This is a genomic window from Peribacillus aracenensis, assembly GCF_025175645.1.
GTDB lineage: Bacteria > Bacillota > Bacilli > Bacillales > DSM-1321 > Peribacillus > Peribacillus aracenensis.
In genome coordinates, this window is record NZ_JANZMJ010000002.1 from 109944 (window position 1) to 134844 (window position 24901).

Sequence of the window (24901 nt, forward strand, 5' to 3'; positions counted from 1 at the left end):
TGCGGTTGATTTCCCCTCCATTGTCCCGCTGCTCCCGCAGGAGTCTCGCACTTCCGCTCCAATCAACCTTATATAGTTTCGTTTTGAAAACAACATCTTTACGAAAAGAGCTTAAAAAAAAGATGATTATTCATCACTTGAACTTTAAATATGCTGGTCATATTTTAATCACCTATAACCATATGGGGTTTCCGGGAAATTGGACGGTTCTTTTTATTTAGTTCATTCAAAATATTTTGTATTGAGGAAACATTTTGTCGTAAGTGAATACTATGTAAAAAAGGAGTTGAACCATATGAATTGTACAAACCGTACGCAGAAAAAAATAATCGCTTATTCCGCATTATTCAAAAAAATGGGCATTCTCAATGATGAGGAATATAAAAACATCGCAAAGACTTTTCAAACAAAGGATTGAGGAAGTGTCCATTGAATCTATTCATAAACTTTCATCCTGCATTAATAGGTCTGTAAAACCCCCGCCTTTCAATTTTTCGAATGAGGAGGGGGAGTTGCAGTCTGGCAGGAACTCATTTGCTCCCATTAATTACTGAGGAGGATGGTTTCCCATACTGTCTCTTAAGGGTGTGTCGCCGGTGCCATCAATTTGTCCCGCTCTGATTCCCATCGGATTTTTCATCTGTTTGATTGCTTCGTTTTTAGCCATACAGCTGGACGAAATGATGTATCCTAAGTTTTTTAAAACTACATATATGATGGACGATCATGTGCAAATGGAGGGAGATTATTGAAAATGGGCATGCCTTATTTTTTGGCTATCGGTTAATTTCCGCCGTTTTTAATGGAGGTTAAAAAGTGAAAAGGAAGATCGTTGTGATCCGATGGTGTACTCTGCGATAATGGAATAAAGAAATTGAAAAGGGGTTACGTAGGATGGCGGAGGACTTTAAGATTCCTAGCTTGAAAGTTGATGAGATCGATAAGAAAATCATATCGGTTTTACATGAAGATGCGCGGATTTCGTATACCGACTTAGCGAAGAAAGTGGAGCTCTCCAGGGTTGCGGTTCAGATGAGAATCAATCATCTTGTTGAAAACGGTGTGATCGAGAGGTTCACCGCGGTCATAAATCCAGCCAAGGTCGGCATCCATGTTTCGGCATTCTTTAACGTTGAGGTTGAGCCTAAATATCTGGAATCGGTCGCACAGCAATTAGAAAGTGAACCGGCAGTAACGAGTTTATATCATATGACCGGTCCGAGTAAACTCCATATGCACGGAATCTTTACTGATAACCAGGAGATGGAACGATTTCTCAATGAGAAGCTGTATGCCGTCGAAGGTGTTGTCAGCGTTGATTGCCAAATTCTCATTAAACGTTATAAAAGCCGGATGGGCATGAAACTTTAAATGAAAAAAATCCCCCTATATAGGTGGATTTTTTATTATTAGGTGTGCGGGATGATAAAGCCGCCGTACGCAAAGGCAAGAATGATTACGAAGGCGGGGTGGACCTTGAATTTACCTAGGGCCAAAAAGGCCAATCCAGCGATGACGATTGAATGGATATAGCCGATGGAACCGACGGCATCCTCGGCCATATTCCAGGTGAGCAATAACATCATGATTGCAATCACGGGCTGTACAAGCAGGGACATGCCTTTTACGATAGGCGAATGCTTGTATTTTCTCAGGATTTTTAATAAATATATCAAAGCCACGGCTGAAGGGATGATCGTGCCTGCCAATGCGGCTAGAAATCCTGGCCAGCCATATACATCATATCCGACATATGCGGCTATTTTCGTGGCGATAGGTCCTGGAAGTGAATTTCCTAACGCAAGCATTTGTGAGAATTCGGCATTATCAAGCCAGCCATAACGGATGACGATTTGATCATACATAAGCGGAATCGAGGCTGGACCTCCGCCATAACCAAGAATATTGGCAATGAAAAACGCTAGAAAAACAGCAACACCTATTGGGATAATAAGACCCATTAACCGGATTCCTCCTTCCTATTCACCTTTTTATTATTCAATCTTTCCTTTAATTTAAAATGGAACGCCCCATATAGAAGGAAAATCATAATGACGATACCCGGATGCAGGGAAATGACTTGCAGAAGCAAAAAGGAAATCGCAAAAAAGGTGATTCCGAGCACCTTTCCTAACCCTTTTACCGCCTTTTCGCCAAACTCATAAGCCATTTGACCAAGCATGACAGCAACAACCGGCATGACAGCAGCGATCATATTACTGATCATGGCCGAATTACTTAAAACATTAATGAATGCAATCAAGAAAACCATCGCAATGCATGAAGGTAAAACGTGAGCGGCCACGCTGATGATGGCTCCTGGCCAGCCTTTTAATTTATAACCAAGATATGCTGCCATCTTAGTGGCAATAGGTCCTGGGAGTGTATTGGCAATCGCCAAAGTGTCCCCGAATTCATCATCGTCGAGCCAGTGATAACGGGAAACTGCTTCGTGGCGGATGAGCGGGATGACAGATGGCCCGCCGCCGAAACCTAAAATCCCCGTTCTCATCATCCCGAACGTCAATTCCGTATATGGATTTTTCAAGAACATTCCTCCTTGGTTTTAGAATTCTTTTCCATGATTATGAATTAATGATAACAAAAACGCTTTCGAAATGTACATGAAATCATGATGATAATTACGTAATGAATGTATAAAAGGTATTTTTCAATACAATAGGTTGAAGTAAATAAAAAAACTTCTTTTTGTCTTAAGAAATAAAAATTGGATTGCGCAAGAAAAACAAACAGGTAAAAATACAAAAAGTACCCTATAGGCAGATCTTTTTAAAGTGACTGCTCTATAGGGTACTTTTTAAAATATATAACTTTAATAAACTTTTTAATGTGGGTTATTCTTCCCGAATGACTAATAACACACCAATAAAAATTAATATTGTACCGATCCAAAAAGACAAGCCGATTTGTTCACCTAGTATTAACCAACCTAAAAAAGTACCCACTATAGGTTGTAAAAAGAAAAATAATCCGCCACTTGATGCGGTAAGCATTTGCAGTCCGCGATTCCACAATAAAAAGGCACATGCTGTGGAAATAACGCCCAAGTATAAAAGGCCGCCCCATATGGATGGATGCATGATTGCTTGAAAGTCAAGCTCATCTAATCGACTAATCGTAATGGGTGTTAAACAGACAATTGCCACAAGTACTGCATAGGTCGTTATAACAATTTGTGAATATTGCCCAGGTATCCGTTTAATTAGAACTGACATAAGTGCCCAAGTTAATGCAGCAATTAACAGCGATACGCCCCCAAGTTGGTGAGATGAGCCGATATGGGCATTTCCGACAATGATGCCGACACCGATCGTCGCTAAAATAACAGAAATTGATTTTTTTAAAGTGATCTTTTCTTTTAAAACAATACGTGCAAATATCACCATAAAAGCAGGTGTTGTCGAAGTAATGATGGCTCCCATTTGTGCAGTGGATAGAAGCGTACCGACTTCCTGGGTTACGATAGAAATTGTGTTTCCAACAAGTCCTATAATGAAAACCAAAAGCCAGTCTCGTCTTTCAATCCGCCAAGATTGTTTTGTTATAAAACCAATTGTCAGCAATGCTAAAATCGCAATCACATATCGTAATAATACTAATTCAAGTGGTGGAACAACGTCTACCACAACTTTTACCACAACATACATCCCGCCCCAAATGCTAGCAGCGAGTGATAAATATAAAGAACCTAATATAGTGTTTTTCATTTTGTACCCTCCGTTTTAACTAAACATTTCCAGTCCCTAACGGAGTTGCAATTTTCTACCGTTAAGGAAGAATAACTGCAGGTACATCATTTTCGAATAGCGGGGACCACAACATCAGCTTTCAGCTCTCTTTCAAAAATATTAGTTTCAATGATTTTAGTTAGTTATAAAACTATTCTGTTGTAACGGATCATTTGATTCAATAATCAGTAAGTTATATTAAATATAAAAGATTTTAGGTATTTATAAAACAACAAAAAATAGTTTTGGACACAGTGTACCGATGGAAAACAACTCCCTTGAAAATCTTCCATTAAAAAACTACTTTACACATTGAAGCCAATTTATCCGGCGTGGCTGCAAAAGAGGGGCCTCCCAGTTTACGTAGATGTAGAAACCACAACTAGAAACCCCACCGGTTGTAATAGGAAAAGGTGGGGGGCCATGTTTTAAGCTTTAGTATACTGTCTTGATTGTCGGATGATCTTTGCTTTTGTTTTAACGTAAGATAAGAAAAATGGATTCCAGTTTGATTGAAAAGAGGGATTTATAGGGAAGGGAAGCAAATGGTGCAGTAATGGTGTTAATCAAATGTCGGCAGCGGTAATGATGAAAGAAAAAACGTGGATTAGGATTAAAAAGGCTCCCTTTAAGAGTTTAATCATAATCCACCATTAAGTTTTTTTTAGTGCATGGCCTTTCCAGAAGCATCACAATCGGTTATATTTTCGTTCGATTTTCCTGAACTCATCTGATAGTTCAAATAAGGTGTGTAATACTGCTGTTTGAATATATAGATTCATATAATTATCATTACTCTTCTTTTGAAAGGATAAATCGTGTTTTTCATTAATTTTCCTAGTTATACATTCATTAATTTCGCTCCACATTTCTTTTGTGCCTTCTTTAATTTTAGTCTCCATAATCTCCCACTCCTTTTTTATTAGTTTATCCAATCTATTACATTCTTATACTTATTTATTGGCCAAGCTGGTGACTTTTTTATCTTAAAATTAATATTTACCGTTCAAGTTATGATTCTTTGCGTAGAAGAGGAGAGAGTAGCGATTATAGTGTTAGTCCATAATTATTTTTTTGTGGAATTCAATAACCTCTAATGGATGATGACCTATCCTTATTTTTCGAGTTTGTTCTCAAACAGCAGGATACCAAAGGGCTAATGGACTACGGGTTCTTTGCTTCATTATCGGAGGTTGCTTTGGCAGCACATTATGGAGCTAAAAGGGAAAGGATAGTTGCATAAGACCATAAGGTGCTGGAGCAGTTTATCTTTTAAGTGGATTTAATTGAAAGATAAGGAATAAAAACGAGCTTATCTACAGAAAATACTGCTATTAACTACAAAATAGGAGTGTAAATATGGAACAGACACTTTATGGAAAAGTCGGCGGAGAAGAAGCGATAGCAAAAGTTGTGGACTATTTTTACTCCGAGTTGGTTCTTAAGGATGATACAGTTAATCATTTTTTTGAAAAGACGGATATGGAAAAACAACGCCGTCATCAGACGAAATTTATTAGTTTTGCATTAGGTGGTCCAAAACAATACTCTGGACAATCCATGGCAAAAGCTCACCAAGGATTGAATCTGCAACCAGCCCATTTTGATGCCATTGTAAAACATCTAAATGATGCACTTGCTCACTTTGGAGTGAATGAAGCTGACATAGATACAGCTTTAACTAAAGTTGCTTCATTAAGAGATGATATCTTGTATAAATAACCGATATTTAGTTAAGAGATACTTTGTTTAAGGAGCTGACTAGCAGCTCCTTTTCGTATGGAAGTAAAGGAAATTCCACACGGTAAGCAAAAAATATTATTCTTTTAGCCTAATAATTACATTGATCGGTGTCAGTTTGACTTTGGACTCGCATTTATTAACATACTTGGACTTGGATTGTTTACTTATGGAATAAGTTAATGTGATTAAAGGCTTGCTGTTGTTGGTCCTATGGTTGTTTTTTAAAATCTCCTTAACTTTATTGATTCTTTCCTTGATTCTGACACTGATAAGATAGAAAAAATGATTAAGTAACGTAGAAATTATGTTCGGTGAATACCGACTAGTCAACTATTAATCCATCAATCTTTTTGTTTTAGAAAATCTCTTGTAGTTATAAAATAAAATCGTACCGTCTTGTATTTATCAAGACCTAAATCGTAAAATGTCATAAAAAATAAAGAGTGATACATATTAGTCAAGTATAATATGTATCACTCTGTACTACTTTTTCCGCAATCGCGCCCTTTCATTGAATAAGGATTTTCTTCAAATCGAGACGGATTGGCATATAACGTTTTCTCATTCACGAACCCTGCGAGCCTTAGAAAGAAGTTCTTAGGCTCGCAGGGTTTGTTCCCTGCTTCTTCTCCTGGCGACCAAGGGGCTCGGAGGTATGACGTACCCGACTTCTTCGAGTTACTTTCACACTGCTTTTCTGTTTCAATTTTTATTTCAGTAAAGGCTTTTTATAAAACGTCACCTACTTATTTGTTACCGAGTTGTTCTGCCAAACCGATTAGAAGTCCTTCGGTTCCACGAATGTAGCAGAGCCGATACGAGTCCTCGTACTGAACCACTTCGCCAACGAGCTGAGCGCCATACTTAGTGAGTCTGGAGACCATTTCGTCAATGTCTTCAACGGTGAACATGACGCGTAGATAACCGAGGGCGTTTACAGGAGCAGTCCGGTGATCTGCTATAGTAGGTGGGGTGAGAAATCGCGACAGTTCAAGTCGGCTGTGGCCATCTGGGGTAACCATCACAGCAATCTCTACGTACTGAGAACCCAGTCCGGTTACGCGGCCAGCCCATTCACCTTCGACAGTGGCTCGCCCTTCGAGGGTCAAGCCAATCTCCTCGAAGAAAGAGATTGCGTCATCCAGGGATTCTACAACGATGCCGACATTGTCCATTCTTAGTAATTTGTTTTTTGACATAGTTTTATCTCCTTATGTGTAAAAATTATTATCTGATCATCTTCATAATTATTCTATTAAAAAGTTACAAATTCCTTCCAAACAAAAAACACCTTGTCACAGTTCATGATAACAAAGAAAAGTCATATTGGAATATTCGCGAACCTTATTTCGTGAATGCCAAACGCATGGCAGCCCGCCCTCTTTTTTTGCCGTTAATTGTGACTATGTGCTAGGTGTACCAAATTATTCACCATTAAGCACGATTTCCCCATTCAATATTGATCAACCCCTTTATGGAATGTTCTAATTCCGTTTTTTCATTTCTTTTAATTTAATAGCTCTCTTATTATTCGCACTTCGTAATCGAGGGGGAATGGTGGATATAATCCATGGAACAACGTAAATATCGGGTGAAAAGGTTATAAAGGGTTTCCTAGCTCGACTACCGCAAAGTGAACAACGAAACTTAAAAAAGGTAATTCAGCAGAATTACCTTTTTACTAATGCTTGAACTTCCGGTAAGTTGATTTTTCTTCAATCTATAAACATTTTATACAATGTAATGCTTAAGCTGTGCGTTAGTTTTTTAACGATTACTAAAAATAATCAAATTATTTTATAAAAACTGTATACTGTATCGCAAGAAAAGAATCCATTTCAATCAATCTATTTTCAAAATGATTCTTTTTATTTACGCTGTGGGGGTTCAGGTTTGCCCATTCCAAGTTTCTTCAGAAAAAAGAATATGAGCTACAGTACCTCATATTTTCTTCATCAGTATAATATCTTTTTTGTGATATACACTTAAAACCAGACCAAACAAGCAGGCGTTAATCATAGCTGATAAAGCACCATAACTCATAAATAGTACTTATAAGAAGGTTTTTGGTTTTTAAAATTTTTCCTTTGTTACTAAAGCTAAAATATAGAAAGCATTTTAGAATTAGTACAGCAATAGTAGGAGCCTGACAGCATCCAATCAGAAATGTTTAACCGGTTATAAACATGATAAATCTTATAGAACTATTGGGACAGATTAGTTGAATAAGAAAAGGTGGGACATAAATGGACGCGTTAATTGAAGAGTATGGTCGTGGATACGCAATGATTCGGAAAGCAATCGAAGGATTAGCGGAGGAGGAGCTTCGTTCAAGCACGCACCGGACAAGTGGAGCATCCATCAAATTCCCATCCAAGTGACGGATGCTGAGGTCTTTTCTACACATCGGCTGAAAAAAGTCTTGGCAGAGCAGGAGCCACTTCTGCTTTCGTTTGACCAAAATGGAGGGGCGAATGGCTTAGGGGATGATCCGATGGACCTTGAACAGTATTTGCTCCTGTTCCAATTGCTGAGTTCCAGTATGCAGCCCATTCTGGACCATCTGACAAATCAACAAAGCGAGCGGGTGGGAGTATATGACGAGGCAAATCGGTGCACATTTAAGCAATTGCTGGAATTCCGTGTTGAGCATGTTCGAGGACACCTTGCCCAGATTGAGAGGGAGAGGGAAGCGTATCGGCAGAGAAATGTATAATGTTTGTTGAATTTATAGAACGAACGGGTGCAAGAGTTAAAGATGGAGGCCACTCACCTAATCAGTGGCCTCCATCTTTATTTTGAAAGGCTGTTTTCGCATACTTTGTTGCTATTTACCAAGTAAAGCGGTGTGTTTGATTTCCCCTCCAGATGCTCGCTTTCCGCGGGCGGGCGGTGAGCCTCCTCGGCGTAAACGCCAGTGGGGTCTCACCTGTCCCGCTGCTCCCGCAGGAGTCTCGCACTTGCGCTCCAATCAACGTTAAATCGTTTCTTTTTAAAAACAACAATCTTTACAAAAAGAGCCTTTTGAAAAGATGATTTTCTTTTCTTGTAGTTTTAATATTTCATCTTATTTAGAAACATAAGCTACTTCTTTATATTTTCTAATGCTCTATAAGCATTTGCTTCTCCTGAACCAAATAAAGCATCTTGTCCTTTCTTTCCATAGTCAAGAGCTGTTTGCTTAACACGTGCTGTTACTTGGGCAGGTTTATACTCTGGGTGGGCTGCCTTAATAACTCCTGCAATTCCAGCTACTTGAGGAGTGGCCATGGAAGTACCAGCATTAAACTCATATGAAGTACCTAAATAGGTAGGCCATGTACTTAGGATTAAGTTACTTGGATCAGCCGCCGCAGGATCATTGGTTTCTGCATATTTACGCCCATAATCTCCTCCAGGAGCTGCCACGTCAATAGCACTGTTCCCATAATTAGAGTAGAAAGCAAGCTGTTGAGTTGACCAGCTTGTGGAGGCAGACACATTAATAACTCCTGGCATTTGTGCTGGTACTACAGTTGCAGGCCCTTTCACGCTCATTCCATATGGTTCATACATTTTATTTAAAAATTCGTTTACTTCCTTCTTGTCATCTAAATTTAAACTTTCATTACCACTACCGGCTACTACAGTTACTCCATTCTTTACTGCATATTGAATAGCTCTTTTCCAAAGTAACGTTTCAGCGACTGATTTATAACTTTCTCCCTCAATTGTCATTTTAGTATTATTATAGAAACGAAGAGACATATTAATAACATCTACCTTGTCATTTGTTGCTGCAATAATTCCATCTATAATCCAAGCTGGTAATCCAAGGGCTTGCTCTGAGTATAATACGCGATAGGATCGGATTCCTAAATCTGGTCCTACACCTTTTACTTTACCATTTGCTCCAATGATCCCGGCAACATGAGTACCATGCCCATTGCGATCTTTTATATCGGTAGGATCACCTGTTTCAGATTCATCCATTCCAGCAGGAACAAGATTACGACCACCTATTATATTATTCTTTAAGTCAGGATGAGACTCATCAATTCCAGTATCAATCACTCCAACCACTGCTTTATGAGTAATACTACCATCTTTATTTTTATATCCGCCTGTTTCTAAATCATATGATTTCCCGTCGTTGGTCACCCTTTGGATATCCCATTGGGAGTCCCAATAACTTTCTGAATCTTGCTGGCTGATGATACTAGACTCATGGTTATAAGGGCTGACTTCTGTTTTGTCTATGGTTAGGGGAATTTCTCTGTTAGCAGCTTCTATTGAAGAATTACCTTTTAGGTTTTTAAGAAAAGAAGGCTCGTCAGATTGAGCTTCTATACCTCCAACTTCGGGAAGAACTTTGGTTATTTTACCACCAGCTTTCCGTATTACCTCTTGATAATTCTCTGGTAATCCATTTTTAAAAGCTATTGCGTATGTGTTTTTCATCTCTTGATTTTGACTCTTAGCTTGGATAGGAACACCGCCAACGGACAATATCCCTGCTCCTACTGCAATCGAAAGTACCGTATGTAGAATTTTCTTTTTCATATGTCTCCTCCTATATATGGGAAATATTCATCTATACTATCTTAATATACAATAACTCAAATTCCAAGTTTTTCTAATAAATCTCATATTATTGAAATTGGCAGCTCTTTTTCTTATCAAACTATCAGTTGAAACCTTTTATTTTTGAAAAATCTTGTATATAGATAGGGGAATGTATTTTTTAATAGGGGAACAGGTCAGGTTAGGGGATATGATATATCAAGTTATTGTTTTCGGAGGTATAGCGTCTATTTTAGGTGTTGGATGTTTTTTATTGTTTAAGAAGACCAAGAAAAGCTAATTAAATTTCTAATTCAAGTAGCGGGTGCTTTACTTCATTCATTATCAGGAGCTTATTAGCAGCTCATTTCTTATGGAACTCGAGGGGCAGGATAGAAGAATAACAGATATTTGCAGAAAAAATCTGAATGAAATCGGCGATATTATGTTTAAGCAAAGCATCAGGTTTCTCTTAATGTATTTTGTAGTATTAACCGTTTGGAAATTTATTGCTAACAAAGAGGTTAATTGGATTGATAACATAATGGTCAGTTTTATCATGTTCTTGATTATTCCGTTATATAAATGGTCGGGAATTCCATATAAGTGGAGTAAGGACAAGCAATGAGTAAATATAAATAATTTTCTCTTCAACTACGGGTGGGTTATTTCTTTAAGAAGTATGGAAAATGATCAAACTTCTTTTATATAAAAGTATCATTCAATTGAATATGTTAAGAGCATGTTTTGATTAATCTTTTTTCAAAACATGCTCTTTCTATTTATCAAGGTTATTTGTATTAATTGACCAAACATTAGAACCTTGAGTTAGTTCCAAATGATAGCCGTCAATAGCGGATTTTTTTAAAGTCGATTCTTGGTATAGGTTGGTTTGAAAAGTATAAAAAATATTATTGACTTATGTTTTGAGTTTTATGTATACATAATTAACTAATCATATAGATTCCAATTATTCATATGAAAAGACTTATCAAAAAGGACGGATTAACATGGCAGGAATCCATTTACCAATCGAAAAGGAAAGAACCACGCAGATAGTTTATAAGCAAATTAAAAAAGCGATTGTATTTGGTGGCATTACCGGTGATGAAGTATTTACAAAAGTTCAATTAGCGGAAGGGTTAAATACTTCAAGAACGCCTGTAAGGGCAGCTATTCAAGATTTCAAGAAACAATTTAACAGCTTAACAGCGAACCTTAATTGTTTTACGGCACGTAGCTTATTTGGAACCTTATTCGTATGAACCAAGAATACACGGTGAGACATCATCGTAGCTAATGACTATTATGCAATCATAATTAATTGATGCAATATTGCATAAAACTAGTAATTTATTAAATAGTCACTATGTTTTAATTATTGATAATATACAGATAATTAAACCATTAAATAATCAATCTCCGCTTGGTATGGTATTTGCATATTAGTTAATTAATCACGAATAAGGGTGGAGTGATACATGGAGAATGCAAAATTAAGACGTTCGTTAACAGTGTTTCCTTTAGTGCTATTTGGATTGGCTTATATGGCACCTACAACAGTTTTTTCTACTTATGGGGTTGTTGCGGAAATAACGAAAGGGATGGTGCCTGCTGCTTATATCATAGCTTTAGTTGGTATGTTATTTACAGCTTATAGTTATGGTCAAATGGTTAAGGCCTACCCTGTTGCCGGTTCTGCATATACATTCACTCAAAAGGCTTTTAATCCTCACCTTGGGTTTTTGGTAGGCTGGGTTATCCTATTGGACTATTTATTTTTGCCAATGATCAATGGATTACTGATCGCCATTTACTTAAACGCATATTTTCCTTCCGTTCCTTTTTCCTTCTGGTTAATTACCTTTGTCATTTTAATCACCACTGTAAATATAATTGGAGTGAAAATAGCAACAAAAATAAATCTATTATTAGTTGCCTGTCAATTCTTAATAATAGTTATTTTTACATTCCTCTCGATTAAAGGGTTACTTAACGGGATGGGCTCAGGAACATTATTCATGAGTTCCCCATTTGTGAATGGAGATATACCACTATCTTTAGTATTAGCGGGATCTTCCATTTTGTGTTTATCTTTTTTAGGATTTGATGCTGTTACCACATTTTCAGAGGAAACCATTAATCCGAAAAAAATAATACCAAAGGCTATTTTCCTCGTCGCATTAATAGGGGGTGGTCTGTTTGTCACCATCTCATACATCAGTCACCTTATTTACCCAAATTTCCAAGCCTTTAAAGATCCAGATTCCGCTTCCTTGGAAATTGCTATGTATATCGGGGGTAATTTATTTCAATCTATTTTTCTGGCAGGTTATATTACCGGGGGGCTGGCGTCTGGTTTATCAGCTCATGCAAGTGTTTCGCGACTTTTGTATGCGATGGGGAGAGATGGGGTTCTTCCAAAGAGAATTTTTGGTCATATTCATCCAAAATTTCAAACTCCAACACACAACATCATCTTAGTGGGCATTTTTGCTTTATCTGCGTTATTTATTGATTTAGTGACAGCCTCATCCTTTATTAACTTTGGGGCGCTCGTTGCCTTTACATTTGTTAATCTTTCAGTTATTTCCCATTATTTCATTAGAGAAAAACAACGAAGCGGGATTAACACACTAAAGTACCTGATTTTGCCGCTGATTGGTACTGGTTTCACAATTTGGTTATGGACCAGTCTTGATTCAAAGGCGCTTTTACTCGGACTGGGATGGTTAGGAATTGGTTTCTTCATGCTCCTTTCTAATACGAAAATGTTTAGTAAGCGGCCACCAGAGCTTTCTATTGATAGTGCGATTGAAAAAGAAATTCAAGCATAAAAGCTATATTCATTAAGGAGGACAAAAAATGGTAAGTGCAGACATCATTCTTTCTGGTCAACATGTATTCACTGGGTTACAAGATGAGCCAATAAAAGCAGCTATCGCTATAAAAGGTAATAAAATTATTAAAATCGGTTCTAAAGAAGATATAATGTCATTCCTTGGAAGTGAAACGAAAGTGTATGACATGGAAGACGGACTAATTATTCCGGGATTTCATGATTTTCATATGCACATTATGATGGGAAGCATTTTACAAAAGGACAGTGCCAAATTATTTGATGCAGCTTCAGAAGAGGATGCAGCCAAAATAGTAGGTGAATTTGCAGAAACGAGACCAAATGATGAGTGGATATTCGGCGTGGGTTGGGATCATACCAATTGGAAGAACAAAGTACTGCCACATAGGACAACACTAGATAAATATATTAGTGATCGCCCTGTTTTATTATTCAATGCAGAAGTGCATTACGCATGGATCAATAGTAAAGCGATGGAAATGATTCAATTAACGAAGGATACCCCAGATCCGGAATATGGGGAAATTGGAAAAGATGAAAATGGGGAACTGACAGGCCTTCTATTTGAACAGGCAATTGGGTATGCATCGGAACATGCATACAAATTACCGAAAGATAAACGTGTAAGCCTATTCCAAGGTTTCCTTAATGAAACAAAAAGATTGGGAATCACATCTGTTAATGATTTATATGGAGCTAAAATTGCGCCAAATCCATTAGATGATCTTGAAATTTTTAAGGGATTTGAGAGAGAAGGGTTACTTACAACCAGAATTCACTTTTCGCCGGAGTTAAAAATGGATTTAGCTGCCGCAAAGCAATTACAAACAAATTATCAGTCAGACAAGCTCACCTTTTCTGGATTAAAACAATTTATAGATGGTGTTGTGACAAGTCATACTGCTTTTTTATTGGATCCTTACAAAGACCGTCCAGATACAAAAGGCGGAACCACTTATCCAGCCGAAACAATTAAACAATTAGTAAAAAAGGCAGATAAGGAAAATTTTCAAATTCGTTTTCATGCTATTGGTAACGGTGCAGTCCGTTTAGCATTGGATGCATTTGAAGAAGCGAGAAACGTAAATGGAGAAAGAGATGCTAGACATGTCATTGAACATGTGGAGGTATTGCATCCGGATGATGTTCATCGCTTTAAGGAATTGGATGTAATCGCTTCCTTTCAACCTAAACACATTGAATTAATGGAAAGTGAGGCATATACAGCCAGAATCAGTGAAACACAGCAACCTCTCTATTATCCGATCAAAACACTAGTGGATACTGGTGCTAAAATTGCCTTTGGTACAGATTTTCCTGTAGTGCCCCTTAATCCCATGATGGGCATTTATCAGGCAATCACGAGAAAAGATTTAACCGGGAAGGCGTGGCAAGAGTCGGAAGGAGTAACATTGGCACAAGCGTTAAAATACTACACGGCCATACCGGCATACGGGTCATTTAGAGAAAATGAATTAGGCACATTGGAAGCAGGGAAGATAGCGGATATCGCTGTATTGAATAAAAATTTATTTAGCATATCAACAAAGGAAATTCTTGAAACAGAAGTGAAGATGACGATCATGGATGGAAAAATCGTATATGAAAACCCGGTCGTCCAAACTGTATAAGATAAAAAAATAAAAGTGAGGAAGTGAGAAGATGTCAAAAGTAAAAGTTGGTCTTGTCCAAATTCATTGTGGAGAATTCATTGAGCAAAATATTCAAAAAACGATAGAGAAAATAAAAGAAACAGTAAATAAAGGTGCACAAATCGTTTGTTTACAGGAATTATTTTCTTCTCAATATTTTCCGCAAACGGTCAGTGTGAAAAATTATGATTTAGCTGAAGATGTAGATAGCGGTACATTAGCCGAAATGGGTGAATTAGCAAAGGAATTAGCAATTGTCTTGATTGTACCTTTTTACGAAAGAGCAGGTGCTGGTATTTATTTTAATAGTGCAGCTGTATTTGATGCTGATGGAGAATGTTTAGGGATTACAAGAAAAAATCATATTCCGGATGGTCCCCAGTATCATGAAAAATATTATTTCGTTCCAGGCAATACTGGGTATCCTGTCTATGAAACGGCTTATGGAAAAATAGGAGTCGGGATTTGTTGGGACGAGTGGTATCCAGAAGTTGCGCGAATTTTGAGCTTACAAGGTGCAGAGATATTATTCTATCCTTCCGCTATTGGTTCAGAGCCAGATCATCCCGAGATATCGACAAGATCATCCTGGGAAAAGGCAATTTCCGCTCATGGCATTTCGAATGGTGTATTTGTTGCTGCAACAAATCGTGTGGGCCAGGAAAAGGACATGAATTTTTACGGTGGTTCATTCATTAGCGATACATTAGGGAATATTTTAGCTTCACTTGATGATGAAGAAGGAATTATTGTGCAGGAAATTGATTTAAAAGAGATAGAAGAGACTAGAAAAATCCTGCAATTCTTTAGAGACCGTCGTGTCGATACATACGGCCCTATTTTACAAAAAGAAATACTTCAAAACCCCATCTCCTTCAAAAAAAGGAGCGAACAAAGCACTGTTCAGTTAATCAATAAATAATAAAGCAGGTGTTTTTCCTTATCAGGTACATCATATATCCATCAAGCTAAATTTGTTTTCAATGTAGGGATTACTGCTTATTTTACGCTTACCATATCGTAAATAAGGCAGTATCCTTCTTCTCAAAGTCGGGTATACATTGGCCTTCCATAAGGTTAATTTAGATCGGAGCTGTCTTTAAGGCAGCTTCTTTTTTTGAGCAAAAAAGCAGAAATTAAAAGAAGGCGGTATTTAACACCTAACGTACTACTTTTTGTTAAGTGAGACGGTTAGAGAAGAACAATGTGGGAAATACTAAGAGAATGAAAATGTTACCGAATTTTCAGAAAAATATATTGACGGAAAATTGCGGTTGTTATATATTATTAATAAGTTAAATTTATTGTTATATAACAGGAGGAGGAGTCAAGATGATGAACATTCAGGATAAAGCCTATGAAAGTTATTTAAAGATTTGTGAAAGGTACGAAATCGAGTCGATAAACTTCGATCACTTCATCAAAAATTTAACCAAAGATCAGTTGGATGAATACAGTAAATTAGCCGTTTAAATGAAAGGACGTGATTGCACAAGATGGATCTCCCGGTTGATGTAGATGTAGAAGCCAGTTAGAAACCCCACCAGTTGCCATTGGGAACAGGTGGGGTTTTGTCATGTGTTTTAAGAGGCTATTTTTAATTAGTAGGATAAATTGACTAACGAAAATGATAGGAAGTAAGAACAATCTTTTTGGATTACCGGCAATTTTCTTGTAAAATCAAAACAATAAAATATCAATTACTATTACATTATTATGAAGGAAAAAAGCTGTGTATTAAACTTTAGTAAGTAAGAATATAAAATTCAGAATTTTCTTGAAATGAATCCATGCACATGTTAGAATTCATTTCAGGTAAGAATATTATAAATAAGATAATATTGGAATTATGGTGAAACTTCGTTTCTTAATAAGCAACAAAAAACAATAAGGAAGGATTGAAGAGAATCTATATAGGAAATAAAGTCTAAGGGGATTGGTAAAATTAAACGATTCCTTATTTAAAAGCAAAAATATCTCCTCTATTTATATCATCCAAGCATCCAGTCATACTATCTACCTTAAAACATCAAAAATCAGCACAATGATTGTTATGCATAACGACATAGCCAATAATCCTTTTTATAAAAGATTTTTCGGCAATAGAAAGAAACGACGTTGCTTATTAGGGAACGGCAACCATTGATTACTTCTTCAGTTTTAATATTATTCAAATCTATTTATGAAGGGGTGAGAGATAATTTGAAAGCGCTTCATCGATATCGAACTATAGAAAAATTTGACGGAAAATAATTTCTAAAATCAGCTTAACAGCACAAATAAAAGTTATGTCGATGTAAAAATGCTAATGATTTATTTTTTGGGTGGTGGAATTGTAAGCGCTTGTATGAAAGTTCAGTGGGTAATGTCCAGTGTATTTAGCATATAAATGAAATCATTCAGGAGGTTTTTGATTAATGAACAAACAACTTCAGATGAATAAGAAATTTAAATGGAAAGTTCGTTATACTGTCTTATTTGTATTATGGTTATGTTGGCTGTTTTCTTTCCTTGATCGAATGGTTATCACTATTGCATTGCCTTTTATTGGTGAAGATCTAAATCTAACGGCGACAGCTCAAGGGTTATTGTTAAGTATTTTCTTTGCAGGTTATGCACTGTTCCAAATACCGGGCGGGATGTTATCAGATAAATTTGGCTTTCGTCGTGTAATGAGCATTGCGATTGTATGGTGGTCAATTTTCACATCATTGACTGGCTTAATTTTTTCTTATCCACTTATGTTAATTATTCGATTCGTATTCGGTTTAGGTGAGGCATGTTTACCAGGTGCTGCTTACAAAGGAATAGCTAATTACTTTCCTAGTAAGCAACGCGGGACGGCCACAGGAATTCAGTCAACGGTTAATACGTTAGGACCGGCGCTTGCTGCTATTGCTGCGGCAGCAATTATTGCGGCATTTGGATGGCGTGCAGTGTTTATCGTAATGGGTATTCCGGGCACTATAATCGGTCTGTATATCTGGTTTAAATTCAAAGATAATCCGAAAGATCATCCTAAAATGACGAAAGAAGAGCTTGCAGAATTAGAAGAAGACAGTGAGACAGAAAATTCGAAAGAAGAAAAGAAATCTGGAGTTTCCTTTAAGGAACTTTTAAGAAAGCCTATTTTATGGCAAATGGCGCTTATTTGGTTCTTCTTTGATATTACTTTCTGGGGATTTACTTCTTGGCTTCCATCTTATCTGATAAATGTTAGAGGACTTTCTTTAATGGATACTGGTATTTTCAGTGCCTTACCGTATCTAGTTGGTACAGTCTCAATTGTTCTTGGTGGGTACTTGTCAGATAAAGTAAAAGGAAAAAGAAAATGGGTGTTTATCCCTAATGCTGTAATTGGTGGTTTAGCATTATTATTGATGCTTCAAGCTTCTTCCACTGCAATGGTCATTACATATCAATGTGTTGCAGCATTCTTCATGTTCTTAGCTCAAGGAGCATTCTGGGGTCTGGTTGTTGACACACTTCCTGCGAAAATAATGGCTGCAGGCTCATCTACTGTTAACTGTTTCGGATCAATTGCAGGATTTATCGCCCCGTTTTTAATGGGATATATGATTGAAAGCAGCGGTGGTTCTTACAATTCATCTTTCATATTAATGATTGCAGCAATTATTGTAGCAGCAATTATTGCCCTTACGATTGGCAATAATACAAAAAAAGAAAATTCATTGAATTCAGAAACAATAGTAGAAGCTTAATTTGAATTGCAAATTCATCAGTAAGTAAATGGGTTCATTCAGTTATGCTGAGAATAGCAATATAATTAAAATGATGTTTACCCTTGATAAGCGGCTGTCAGATGGCAGGCGCTTTTTAATTTCAGTGAAATCATGACTGAAAATTGTATAATCTACACAATGCAGACGCTTTTTTTTCAGATATTTGGTAAGAAAGAGGAAAAAAAGTGTTGTAATTTTCAGAAAAGTAATTAAAATTAAAAAGGAACACCGTTGCTTATTAGGTAACAGAAAGGGTGTGAATAAACGAAATAAATTAAATCATTTTAAAGGGAGTTTGAATGAATGAAAGTAAATTTAAAACCAAGCAATGTTAGTTCATTAACAAAGGTACTTGCAGTAGCTACGCAAAATCAATTTGCTGTCGGTTCGTTTACTCCTAGAGCTACAAAAATGGTAACTCCTATACTTAGAGCGGCCCAAGAAAAGAAATCTGCGGTTATTGTTCAAACTTCTGAGAGAGAGCAGGAACGATACGGAATTAGATTAGCGGGATTTAGCCGAGAGTTTTATCGTGCGATCCAAGAGGAGAATATTACGATCCCTGCCGTGTTACATTTAGATCATACGAAGGATTTCAATGTAATTGCTGAAGCCATCGAAGTTGGTTTTACATCTGTTATGATTGATGCATCAGAGCAACCATTCAAGAAAAATATTGAGATAACAAAAAAGGTTGTTGAGTATGCACATTCAAGAGGCGTAACTGTTGAAGCTGAATTAGGCAAGATAGGGACAACCGACTTTATTGAAACCGACGTTGATGAAGAGCTATTTACAGAGCCTAAAGAAGCAAAACAGTTTGTTGAAGAGACAGGTATTGATGCATTGGCGGTTTCTGTCGGAACTTCACATGGTGTTTATCTTGTTAAAAATCCAAGAATTGATATTGAACGTTTAATAGAAATTCGTGCATTAACATCTGTACCTTTAGTGTTACATGGCGGTTCAGGCACTCCTTCAGAGATGATTAGGAATGCAATTCAAATTCCTAATGGCGGAATTAGTAAAGTGAATATTGCAACAGATATAGAACATATGATGATAAAAACACTTAATCGAGAAAAGTATGTTACAGAAAAAGAGTGGTCGGAACTACCAACTGAAACATTAACTTTAGTCCAAAACGCAGTTCAGAACGTAGTAAAGGAAAAAATTGAAAACTTTTTGATAAGTAGCGATAGCGCTTCTTATTATGTTTAAGGAAGTAATATTATACTAACTTTGAACTATACCCCCTTATTTTAGTCACATAAGATAAACTCTTTAACCACATAATGGATGGCTATACTAATTATCGTCGAAGATAACTTTTTTAGAAGAATTGCTAAGGTAATAGGAGGAAAAATAATATGTCTATAGAAAGGTCTAGTTTAGTAACCTTTGCAGGTAATCCAGTTACGTTGATTGGGAGTGAAATTCGTGTTGGTGATAAAGCGCCAAATTTTGAAGTATTAGCAAACGATCTCTCAAAAGTTACACTTGAAGATTCAAAAGGGAAAGTCCGCCTTATTTCATGTGTTCCCTCACTTGATACAGGAGTATGTGACGCACAAACACGGAAATTTAACCAATCAGCTAGCAATCTAGGAAATGATGTAGAAGTGTTAACAATTAGTGCAGATCTTCCATTTGCACAAAAAAGATGGTGTGGAGCAGCAGGAATAGAACAAGCCAAAACCCTTTCAGATCATTTTAAGATGTCATTTGGAACAGCTTATGGCACATATATAAAGGAACATCGTTTAGAATGCCGTGCAGTATTCGTTGTAGATGAAAAGGATGTCGTACAGTATGTTGAATACGTTCCGGAAATTACGGAACATCCACACTATGAAGCAGCTATAGAAGCAATTAAGTCATTAATAAAAGTTAAAAAGTGATTTCAGTAAGCAATATACACTATGCTTAAAGGACGTATATTATTTTTCATTAATCCTAAGAAGTAAAATGTTTATTGCAATAAAATCTTTTTTCTCAGTTTATTTTATTCTAATCCCAAAATAGAAAGGCTGCCTCACAAAAGGACAGCCTCTTCTACTAATGGTTTTATTAATGGGGTGGCGAGGTACAAACATTGAGACAAAAAAGTTGTTATTACCTTAAAGGAATGGGGTTAAAGTTTAAATTAATTTTTGTTAAAAAGGAGTTGGTAGTATTCTGAATTTTATGATTTTTTTGTTGAAAAACTAAGATAGTGGTGATAGTATAAAAATGCAAATAATTTACTAAATATAGAATAAAATGCTATATTTTACTCACTTACCGAAACGCTGTTGCTTATTAAAGGACGAAAAGGGGGCAGCTAGACTTTTAAATTTTGGCAATGTTACTTGAAAACAGATAGATTGAAGTATGTTAAAGAACTTAATCTAAATGACCAGGTTGTATAAAATTAGGATTCTATCATTATCCAATTTTAAATATTTTTTTACCCAATATTGTATACAATACTGCATTCAATTTTGAATTCTTCATTGAGGGGAGGTATAAAGTGTTGAATAGTTTAGAAATGGATATCTATAATAAAATCAAGCAAGCTATTATCCAGCAAAAGCTTCGGCCAAATATGCAGCTAATAGAAAAGGATCTTGCTGAATCGTTTGGGGTAAGCCGTACCCCTGTTCGAAATGTTCTGCGCAGATTGGAATATGAAAAATTAGTGAAAATTAAAGAGCATAAAGGTACCTTTGTCTCGTGTTCAACAATTGAAGAAGCAAAAGAAGTATTTGAAATGAGGAGAATTTTAGAAGGGGAGGCAGTGCGAAGAGCATGCAGACTCTTTAACGAGGAACAATTACAAGAGCTAGAGACTCTGGTTAAAGAAGAACGACATATTTATGGTAGTCTAGATTTTTATGAATCTTTAAAAGTGTCTGGGGATTTTCATTTAAAAATAGCTGAAATCGCAGGGAATTCGTATTTTTATCAATATCTTGAAGACTTAATTTCCCTAACTTATGTGATCATAGCAATCTATGGAAGAGGTAAAATGGAAACATGTGGTTCTCACGATCATTTGCAAATTTTTAATGCTATTAAGCAAAGGGATGGTGATCTTGCAGAACGCTTATCTCTTATTCATCTTAGTGAAATTGAGTCGAATCTTCATTTTAATGGGGAATTACAGATCTCGTCTTCCTTGTCAGATATATTTCTTTAATTGTAAATTGATATACGATTCATTGAAAGCGCTTACTATTAAACTTTTTAAGGAGGTGATACAGTCCATCGAAATCATTTTCAAACGTAATGTAGTTGTCATGTTATTTTTTTTTTCGATTTTCAAGAAACACTGTTGCTTAATATGCGACGATACCTCGAGTCAAATGCAATAAGATGGTGGAGGATCGATGGGAAATAGTACTTTATCAAAAAAAATTCGTATTTTAATTCCTGTGAATGAAGAACAGAAAAGAACACTTAGAAGAAAGATTGCATCATATCATAGCCTTGGCAAACATCTAAGACCTAACTTGTTAACCAATGCATATGTAAGAAATGCGGAAAACAATAAAAAAGGGGTTGGATGTATCATGTCTACAAATTTAAAAAGTTACGTTCCAAAAGAAACGCAGATCCAACATGATACGGGTGTGGATGAATCACTTAATCCGAAAACCGAGGAAGGTAGGACGGTAAGTCCGTTAAACTATATTTTTATGTGGGTTGGAGACGGTGTTAATCTAGGTAATATGACGCTTGGAGCTAGTATGATTGTAGCGGGAATCGCTACGTTAAACATCTTTCAGACATTTGCCGCAGCTATCATGGCAATTGGTATCATTTCAACTGTTTTTGCTTTAAATGACAGGCTCGGATACAGAACGGGAATACCATATGTAGTACAGCTTAGAATGTCCTTTGGGCTGAAAGGTTCCGTAATATCATCACTGATGCGCGGTATTCCCGCCATCGTTTGGTACGGTTTTCAAAGTTGGATTGGCGGTACTGCCTTAAATGAAATTGCGAAGATTATTACGGGTGGCGCCTTTGATAATGTTGCCATTTGCTTTGTGGTGCTACAGTTGGTGCAAATTGGGCTTTCGCTGTATGGATTCCATGCCATTAAATGGGTGGAAACGCTTGCGTCTATTGTTATTGTATTAGCGCTTCTCTATGTATTTGGCGTTCTACTAACTTCCCATAGCGAGGTTATTGCAGAAAAATGGGTTCATGCAGAAGGATCATGGGGCTTACCTTTCTTTGCATTGATAATGATGTTTATGGGGAATTATGCGGCTATCTTTTTAAGTGCAGCGGATTATTCAAGAGAGCTAAAATCTGGTATTAGCGACGCAAAACGCGGGTTTTTGTACTTTCTTCCTATATTAATAGCGTACGGCTTGACACTTGCAATCGGTGGAATGCTTGCTTCCGCAACCGGCATCAACAACCCTGTGAAAGCGTTTGCGGTAGTGGTGGATAACTCTTATATTACACTCTTTGTATCCGCATTTATTGTTATGGGTGCAGTTGCAGTAAACATGGTTGCCAATATTATTCCGCCAACCTATGTTATTACCCTGCTTACAAAAATGAAATATAAACCTGCAGTTACCATAACCGGACTGCTTGCATTTTGCTCATTCCCTTGGGTTCTTGTACAGGATTCTTCGGCAAAGGGTCTTGGTATTTTCATCCTTATATATTCCGCATTTTTAGGTCCTATTGTTTCTATATTATTAGTCGAATATTATATATTAAGAAAGCAAAAAGTAAATGTTGCAGATTTGTATAAGGAAGACGGTCCATTTGCCGGGTATAATCCGGCAGCGGTGCTTGCATTGCTTATCGGCGCCGGAGCAGCCTTCATGAAAGTGGAGCTGGCATGGATTATCGGTGTTTTTGTGGCAGGTATTGCATATTTGCTTTTGATGAAATTTGCATTTAAAGATTCAAAATTCAAAAAGGGTACTATTTTTGAAAAGTAAACCTGTATTTCTAGGTTTCCAGGGGTCATTCACTCTGTCTATTTATATTGGATTGATGCAATCTGAGGATGAAATAAACAAGGTGGTTGAGTAATGTTAATATACGGAAAATTTTGAAAAAGGGGTTGGAAGAATGAAGTTTGATTTAATTATAAAGAACGGAAATGTAGTAATTGAACATACAGTAGAACAACTAGATATCGGTATACTTAATGGTGAAATTGCAGAAATTTCAAAAGAAATAGTCGGAGAATCTGCTGAAATTATAGATGCTTCTCATCAATATGTCATGCCTGGGATGATAGATGCCCATGTCCATATTTGCGAGCCAGGAAGAACGGAGTGGGAAGGTTTTGTAACAGGAACTCAAGCACTAGCTGCAGGGGGGACAACATCATTTGTTGATATGCCATTAAACGCTTTGCCGGCAACGACTACAAAGAGTTCACTGCATTTAAAATTAAAATCTGCTGAAAATAAGGCGTATGTTGATTATGCTTTGTATGGTGGATTAGTTCCTGATAATCTCGAAGATTTAGAGGACCTTTCTAACGAAGGTGTTGTGGCCTTCAAATGTTTTATGGCAACATGTGGTAGTGAGGAAATTGGAGATTTTAAAAATGTTGATGATTTTACTCTATATCAAGGTATGAAAAAACTATCGGAATTGAGGCATATTTTATCTATACATGCCGAGAATGCGGAGCTTACTGATAAACTGGCAATTGAAAAGAAAAAACAAGGGAAGACAACAGCAAGAGATTATGTCGAGTCCCGACCGATTTTTACTGAGGTTGATGCTGTAAAACGTGCTTTGTTATTAGGTAAAGAGACTGGATGTAAATTACATTTCGTTCATATTAGTAGTGTAGAGGCTGTTGAAGAAATCCTTAAAGCACGTAAACAAGGCCAAGAGGTTACGATAGAATCGTGTCCTCACTATTTCATGTTAGATACGGAAACCTTTGAAAAGATAGGACCTGTTGCGAAATGCGCTCCGCCGCTTCGTTCTAAAACAGAACAAGATAAATTATGGGAAGCTCTTAAGGAGGGGAAAATTGATATCCTGACATCAGACCATTCCCCATGTCCTCCTGATATGAAGCGGAGCAACACAAATAATATGTTTGATGTGTGGGGAGGGATTAGTGGCTGCCAAAATAATGTTGATTTAATGTTTGACGAGGCTGTTAAGAATCGAGGGGTTTCTGTAAGTGAATTTTCAAAGATGATTGCGACAAAGCCTGCAGAAATATTTAACTTAAGAAATAAGGGAAGTATTAAAGTTTCCTATGACGCTGATATCATTCTCCTTGATCCAAATAAATCGTACACCGTTAAGCCAGAAGATTTGTATTACCGTCATCAACAAAGCCCTTATGTTGGAAGAAAGATTAACTGTCGAGTGACGAAAACGTTTGTAAGGGGACAACTAGTATTTGATTTTGAGAAAGGGATTGTAGGTCAGCCAATCGGGAAGTTTATTTCAGCAAAAAGTAGTTTCGTAAAAGCATAAAATTCTCTAAAGAAGGTTGACCTAAAAGGGCACTTAAGTTGCTCTTGATGGCGTCATACCTTCTTTTTGTTTTATTTTTTGAATGGTATTATGTTTGGGGATTGCTATTGTGGTAAGATAAGAAACAGGATCAGTAATATAGGA

The 24901-nt window shown here is 36.8% G+C and carries 22 protein-coding genes; 16 read left to right on the plus strand and 6 right to left on the minus strand.

Features of this window, described 5'->3' with window-relative positions; translation table 11 throughout:
* Window positions 1-295 precede the first annotated feature (295 nt).
* Both N0M92_RS03180 and N0M92_RS03185 read left to right on the plus strand, forming a co-directional pair.
* Window positions 296-418 carry a hypothetical protein gene (locus tag N0M92_RS03180; RefSeq protein WP_260284425.1) on the plus strand — a complete coding sequence of 41 codons (123 nt, stop codon included), beginning with the start codon at window positions 296-298 and terminating at the stop codon, window positions 416-418.
* A 476-nt stretch (window positions 419-894) separates the two neighbouring features.
* Entirely contained in the window at window positions 895-1371 is a 477-nt protein-coding gene (locus tag N0M92_RS03185) for an Lrp/AsnC family transcriptional regulator (protein WP_260284426.1), read from the plus strand.
* A gap of 38 nt (window positions 1372-1409) precedes the next feature.
* On the opposite strand, the gene N0M92_RS03190 is transcribed toward N0M92_RS03185, so the two are convergent.
* The 4 genes from N0M92_RS03190 to N0M92_RS03205 form a co-directional block, all read right to left on the minus strand.
* On the minus strand, window positions 1410-1961 hold the full coding sequence (locus N0M92_RS03190) for a chromate transporter (protein WP_260284427.1): 552 nt from the start codon (window positions 1959-1961) through the stop codon (window positions 1410-1412).
* A complete protein-coding gene (locus tag N0M92_RS03195; protein WP_260284428.1) occupies window positions 1961-2548 on the minus strand; it encodes a chromate transporter in 588 nt (195 codons plus the stop codon). Before N0M92_RS03195 ends, N0M92_RS03190 begins: the two co-directional genes overlap by 1 nt.
* Window positions 2549-2855: 307 nt before the next feature.
* The gene (locus N0M92_RS03200; RefSeq protein WP_260284429.1) at window positions 2856-3728 is read right to left on the minus strand and encodes a DMT family transporter; all 873 of its coding nucleotides are present in this window, start codon (window positions 3726-3728) and stop codon (window positions 2856-2858) included.
* Window positions 3729-4438: 710 nt separating this feature from the next.
* Window positions 4439-4651, minus strand: coding sequence for a hypothetical protein (locus N0M92_RS03205; protein WP_061461893.1), 213 nt, complete (start codon window positions 4649-4651; stop codon window positions 4439-4441).
* Between the two features lie 457 nt (window positions 4652-5108).
* On the opposite strand from N0M92_RS03205, the gene N0M92_RS03210 reads away from it, so the two are divergent.
* Window positions 5109-5471 carry a group I truncated hemoglobin gene (locus N0M92_RS03210; protein ID WP_260284430.1) on the plus strand — a complete coding sequence of 121 codons (363 nt, stop codon included), beginning with the start codon at window positions 5109-5111 and terminating at the stop codon, window positions 5469-5471.
* 767 nt (window positions 5472-6238) lie between these two features.
* On the opposite strand, the gene N0M92_RS03215 is transcribed toward N0M92_RS03210, so the two are convergent.
* The gene (locus N0M92_RS03215; protein ID WP_260284431.1) at window positions 6239-6691 is read right to left on the minus strand and encodes a VOC family protein; all 453 of its coding nucleotides are present in this window, start codon (window positions 6689-6691) and stop codon (window positions 6239-6241) included.
* A gap of 1047 nt (window positions 6692-7738) precedes the next feature.
* Between N0M92_RS03215 and N0M92_RS29300 the strand changes: the two genes are divergently transcribed.
* Both N0M92_RS29300 and N0M92_RS29305 read left to right on the plus strand, forming a co-directional pair.
* A complete protein-coding gene (locus tag N0M92_RS29300; RefSeq protein ID WP_311202509.1) occupies window positions 7739-7873 on the plus strand; it encodes a hypothetical protein in 135 nt (44 codons plus the stop codon).
* A gap of 41 nt (window positions 7874-7914) precedes the next feature.
* Window positions 7915-8208 (plus strand): hypothetical protein, encoded by a 294-nt coding sequence (locus N0M92_RS29305; protein WP_311202510.1) that lies wholly within the window; start codon window positions 7915-7917, stop codon window positions 8206-8208.
* 368 nt (window positions 8209-8576) lie between these two features.
* Here N0M92_RS29305 and N0M92_RS03225 read toward each other — a convergent pair whose 3' ends face one another.
* Window positions 8577-10034, minus strand: coding sequence for a S8 family serine peptidase (locus N0M92_RS03225; RefSeq protein WP_260284432.1), 1458 nt, complete (start codon window positions 10032-10034; stop codon window positions 8577-8579).
* Window positions 10035-11044: 1010 nt separating this feature from the next.
* Between N0M92_RS03225 and N0M92_RS03230 the strand changes: the two genes are divergently transcribed.
* The 11 genes from N0M92_RS03230 to allB all read left to right on the plus strand — a co-directional run bounded on the left by N0M92_RS03230 (window position 11045) and on the right by allB (window position 24757).
* On the plus strand, window positions 11045-11299 hold the full coding sequence (locus tag N0M92_RS03230; protein ID WP_260284433.1) for a GntR family transcriptional regulator: 255 nt from the start codon (window positions 11045-11047) through the stop codon (window positions 11297-11299).
* A 216-nt stretch (window positions 11300-11515) separates the two neighbouring features.
* Entirely contained in the window at window positions 11516-12871 is a 1356-nt protein-coding gene (locus tag N0M92_RS03235; protein WP_260284434.1) for an APC family permease, read from the plus strand.
* Between the two features lie 28 nt (window positions 12872-12899).
* Entirely contained in the window at window positions 12900-14525 is a 1626-nt protein-coding gene (locus tag N0M92_RS03240; protein ID WP_260284435.1) for an amidohydrolase, read from the plus strand.
* A gap of 31 nt (window positions 14526-14556) precedes the next feature.
* Window positions 14557-15468 (plus strand): carbon-nitrogen hydrolase, encoded by a 912-nt coding sequence (locus tag N0M92_RS03245; protein ID WP_260284436.1) that lies wholly within the window; start codon window positions 14557-14559, stop codon window positions 15466-15468.
* 410 nt (window positions 15469-15878) lie between these two features.
* The gene (locus tag N0M92_RS03250; protein WP_155727232.1) at window positions 15879-16019 is read left to right on the plus strand and encodes a hypothetical protein; all 141 of its coding nucleotides are present in this window, start codon (window positions 15879-15881) and stop codon (window positions 16017-16019) included.
* Between the two features lie 944 nt (window positions 16020-16963).
* Window positions 16964-18268 carry an MFS transporter gene (locus tag N0M92_RS03255; RefSeq protein ID WP_260284437.1) on the plus strand — a complete coding sequence of 435 codons (1305 nt, stop codon included), beginning with the start codon at window positions 16964-16966 and terminating at the stop codon, window positions 18266-18268.
* A 324-nt stretch (window positions 18269-18592) separates the two neighbouring features.
* Window positions 18593-19510, plus strand: coding sequence for a class II fructose-bisphosphate aldolase (locus tag N0M92_RS03260; RefSeq protein ID WP_260284438.1), 918 nt, complete (start codon window positions 18593-18595; stop codon window positions 19508-19510).
* 149 nt (window positions 19511-19659) lie between these two features.
* On the plus strand, window positions 19660-20190 hold the full coding sequence (tpx, locus tag N0M92_RS03265) for a thiol peroxidase (RefSeq protein WP_260284439.1): 531 nt from the start codon (window positions 19660-19662) through the stop codon (window positions 20188-20190).
* 614 nt (window positions 20191-20804) lie between these two features.
* A complete protein-coding gene (locus N0M92_RS03270) occupies window positions 20805-21470 on the plus strand; it encodes a GntR family transcriptional regulator (protein ID WP_260284440.1) in 666 nt (221 codons plus the stop codon).
* Between the two features lie 373 nt (window positions 21471-21843).
* Complete coding sequence (locus tag N0M92_RS03275) at window positions 21844-23241, plus strand: NCS1 family transporter (protein ID WP_260284441.1); 1398 nt, start codon at window positions 21844-21846, stop codon at window positions 23239-23241.
* A gap of 133 nt (window positions 23242-23374) precedes the next feature.
* On the plus strand, window positions 23375-24757 hold the full coding sequence (allB, locus tag N0M92_RS03280) for an allantoinase AllB (RefSeq protein ID WP_260284442.1): 1383 nt from the start codon (window positions 23375-23377) through the stop codon (window positions 24755-24757).
* Window positions 24758-24901: the final 144 nt, after the last annotated feature.

What these genes read in the sequence shown, in the direction of transcription:
- N0M92_RS03205 (WP_061461893.1), bottom strand. Translation starts at nt 4,651, where the DNA reads ATGGAGACTAAAATTAAAGAAGGCACAAAAGAAATGTGGAGCGAAATT.
- N0M92_RS03245 (WP_260284436.1), top strand. Translation starts at nt 14,557, where the DNA reads ATGTCAAAAGTAAAAGTTGGTCTTGTCCAAATTCATTGTGGAGAATTC.
- N0M92_RS03250 (WP_155727232.1), top strand. Translation starts at nt 15,879, where the DNA reads ATGATGAACATTCAGGATAAAGCCTATGAAAGTTATTTAAAGATTTGT.
- N0M92_RS03180 (WP_260284425.1), top strand. Translation starts at nt 296, where the DNA reads ATGAATTGTACAAACCGTACGCAGAAAAAAATAATCGCTTATTCCGCA.
- N0M92_RS03260 (WP_260284438.1), top strand. Translation starts at nt 18,593, where the DNA reads ATGAAAGTAAATTTAAAACCAAGCAATGTTAGTTCATTAACAAAGGTA.
- N0M92_RS03255 (WP_260284437.1), top strand. Translation starts at nt 16,964, where the DNA reads ATGAACAAACAACTTCAGATGAATAAGAAATTTAAATGGAAAGTTCGT.
- N0M92_RS03200 (WP_260284429.1), bottom strand. Translation starts at nt 3,728, where the DNA reads ATGAAAAACACTATATTAGGTTCTTTATATTTATCACTCGCTGCTAGC.
- N0M92_RS03210 (WP_260284430.1), top strand. Translation starts at nt 5,109, where the DNA reads ATGGAACAGACACTTTATGGAAAAGTCGGCGGAGAAGAAGCGATAGCA.
- N0M92_RS29300 (WP_311202509.1), top strand. Translation starts at nt 7,739, where the DNA reads ATGGACGCGTTAATTGAAGAGTATGGTCGTGGATACGCAATGATTCGG.
- N0M92_RS03230 (WP_260284433.1), top strand. Translation starts at nt 11,045, where the DNA reads ATGGCAGGAATCCATTTACCAATCGAAAAGGAAAGAACCACGCAGATA.
- N0M92_RS03240 (WP_260284435.1), top strand. Translation starts at nt 12,900, where the DNA reads ATGGTAAGTGCAGACATCATTCTTTCTGGTCAACATGTATTCACTGGG.
- N0M92_RS03235 (WP_260284434.1), top strand. Translation starts at nt 11,516, where the DNA reads ATGGAGAATGCAAAATTAAGACGTTCGTTAACAGTGTTTCCTTTAGTG.
- N0M92_RS03190 (WP_260284427.1), bottom strand. Translation starts at nt 1,961, where the DNA reads ATGGGTCTTATTATCCCAATAGGTGTTGCTGTTTTTCTAGCGTTTTTC.
- tpx (WP_260284439.1), top strand. Translation starts at nt 19,660, where the DNA reads ATGTCTATAGAAAGGTCTAGTTTAGTAACCTTTGCAGGTAATCCAGTT.
- N0M92_RS03225 (WP_260284432.1), bottom strand. Translation starts at nt 10,034, where the DNA reads ATGAAAAAGAAAATTCTACATACGGTACTTTCGATTGCAGTAGGAGCA.
- N0M92_RS03275 (WP_260284441.1), top strand. Translation starts at nt 21,844, where the DNA reads ATGTCTACAAATTTAAAAAGTTACGTTCCAAAAGAAACGCAGATCCAA.
- allB (WP_260284442.1), top strand. Translation starts at nt 23,375, where the DNA reads ATGAAGTTTGATTTAATTATAAAGAACGGAAATGTAGTAATTGAACAT.
- N0M92_RS03185 (WP_260284426.1), top strand. Translation starts at nt 895, where the DNA reads ATGGCGGAGGACTTTAAGATTCCTAGCTTGAAAGTTGATGAGATCGAT.
- N0M92_RS03215 (WP_260284431.1), bottom strand. Translation starts at nt 6,691, where the DNA reads ATGTCAAAAAACAAATTACTAAGAATGGACAATGTCGGCATCGTTGTA.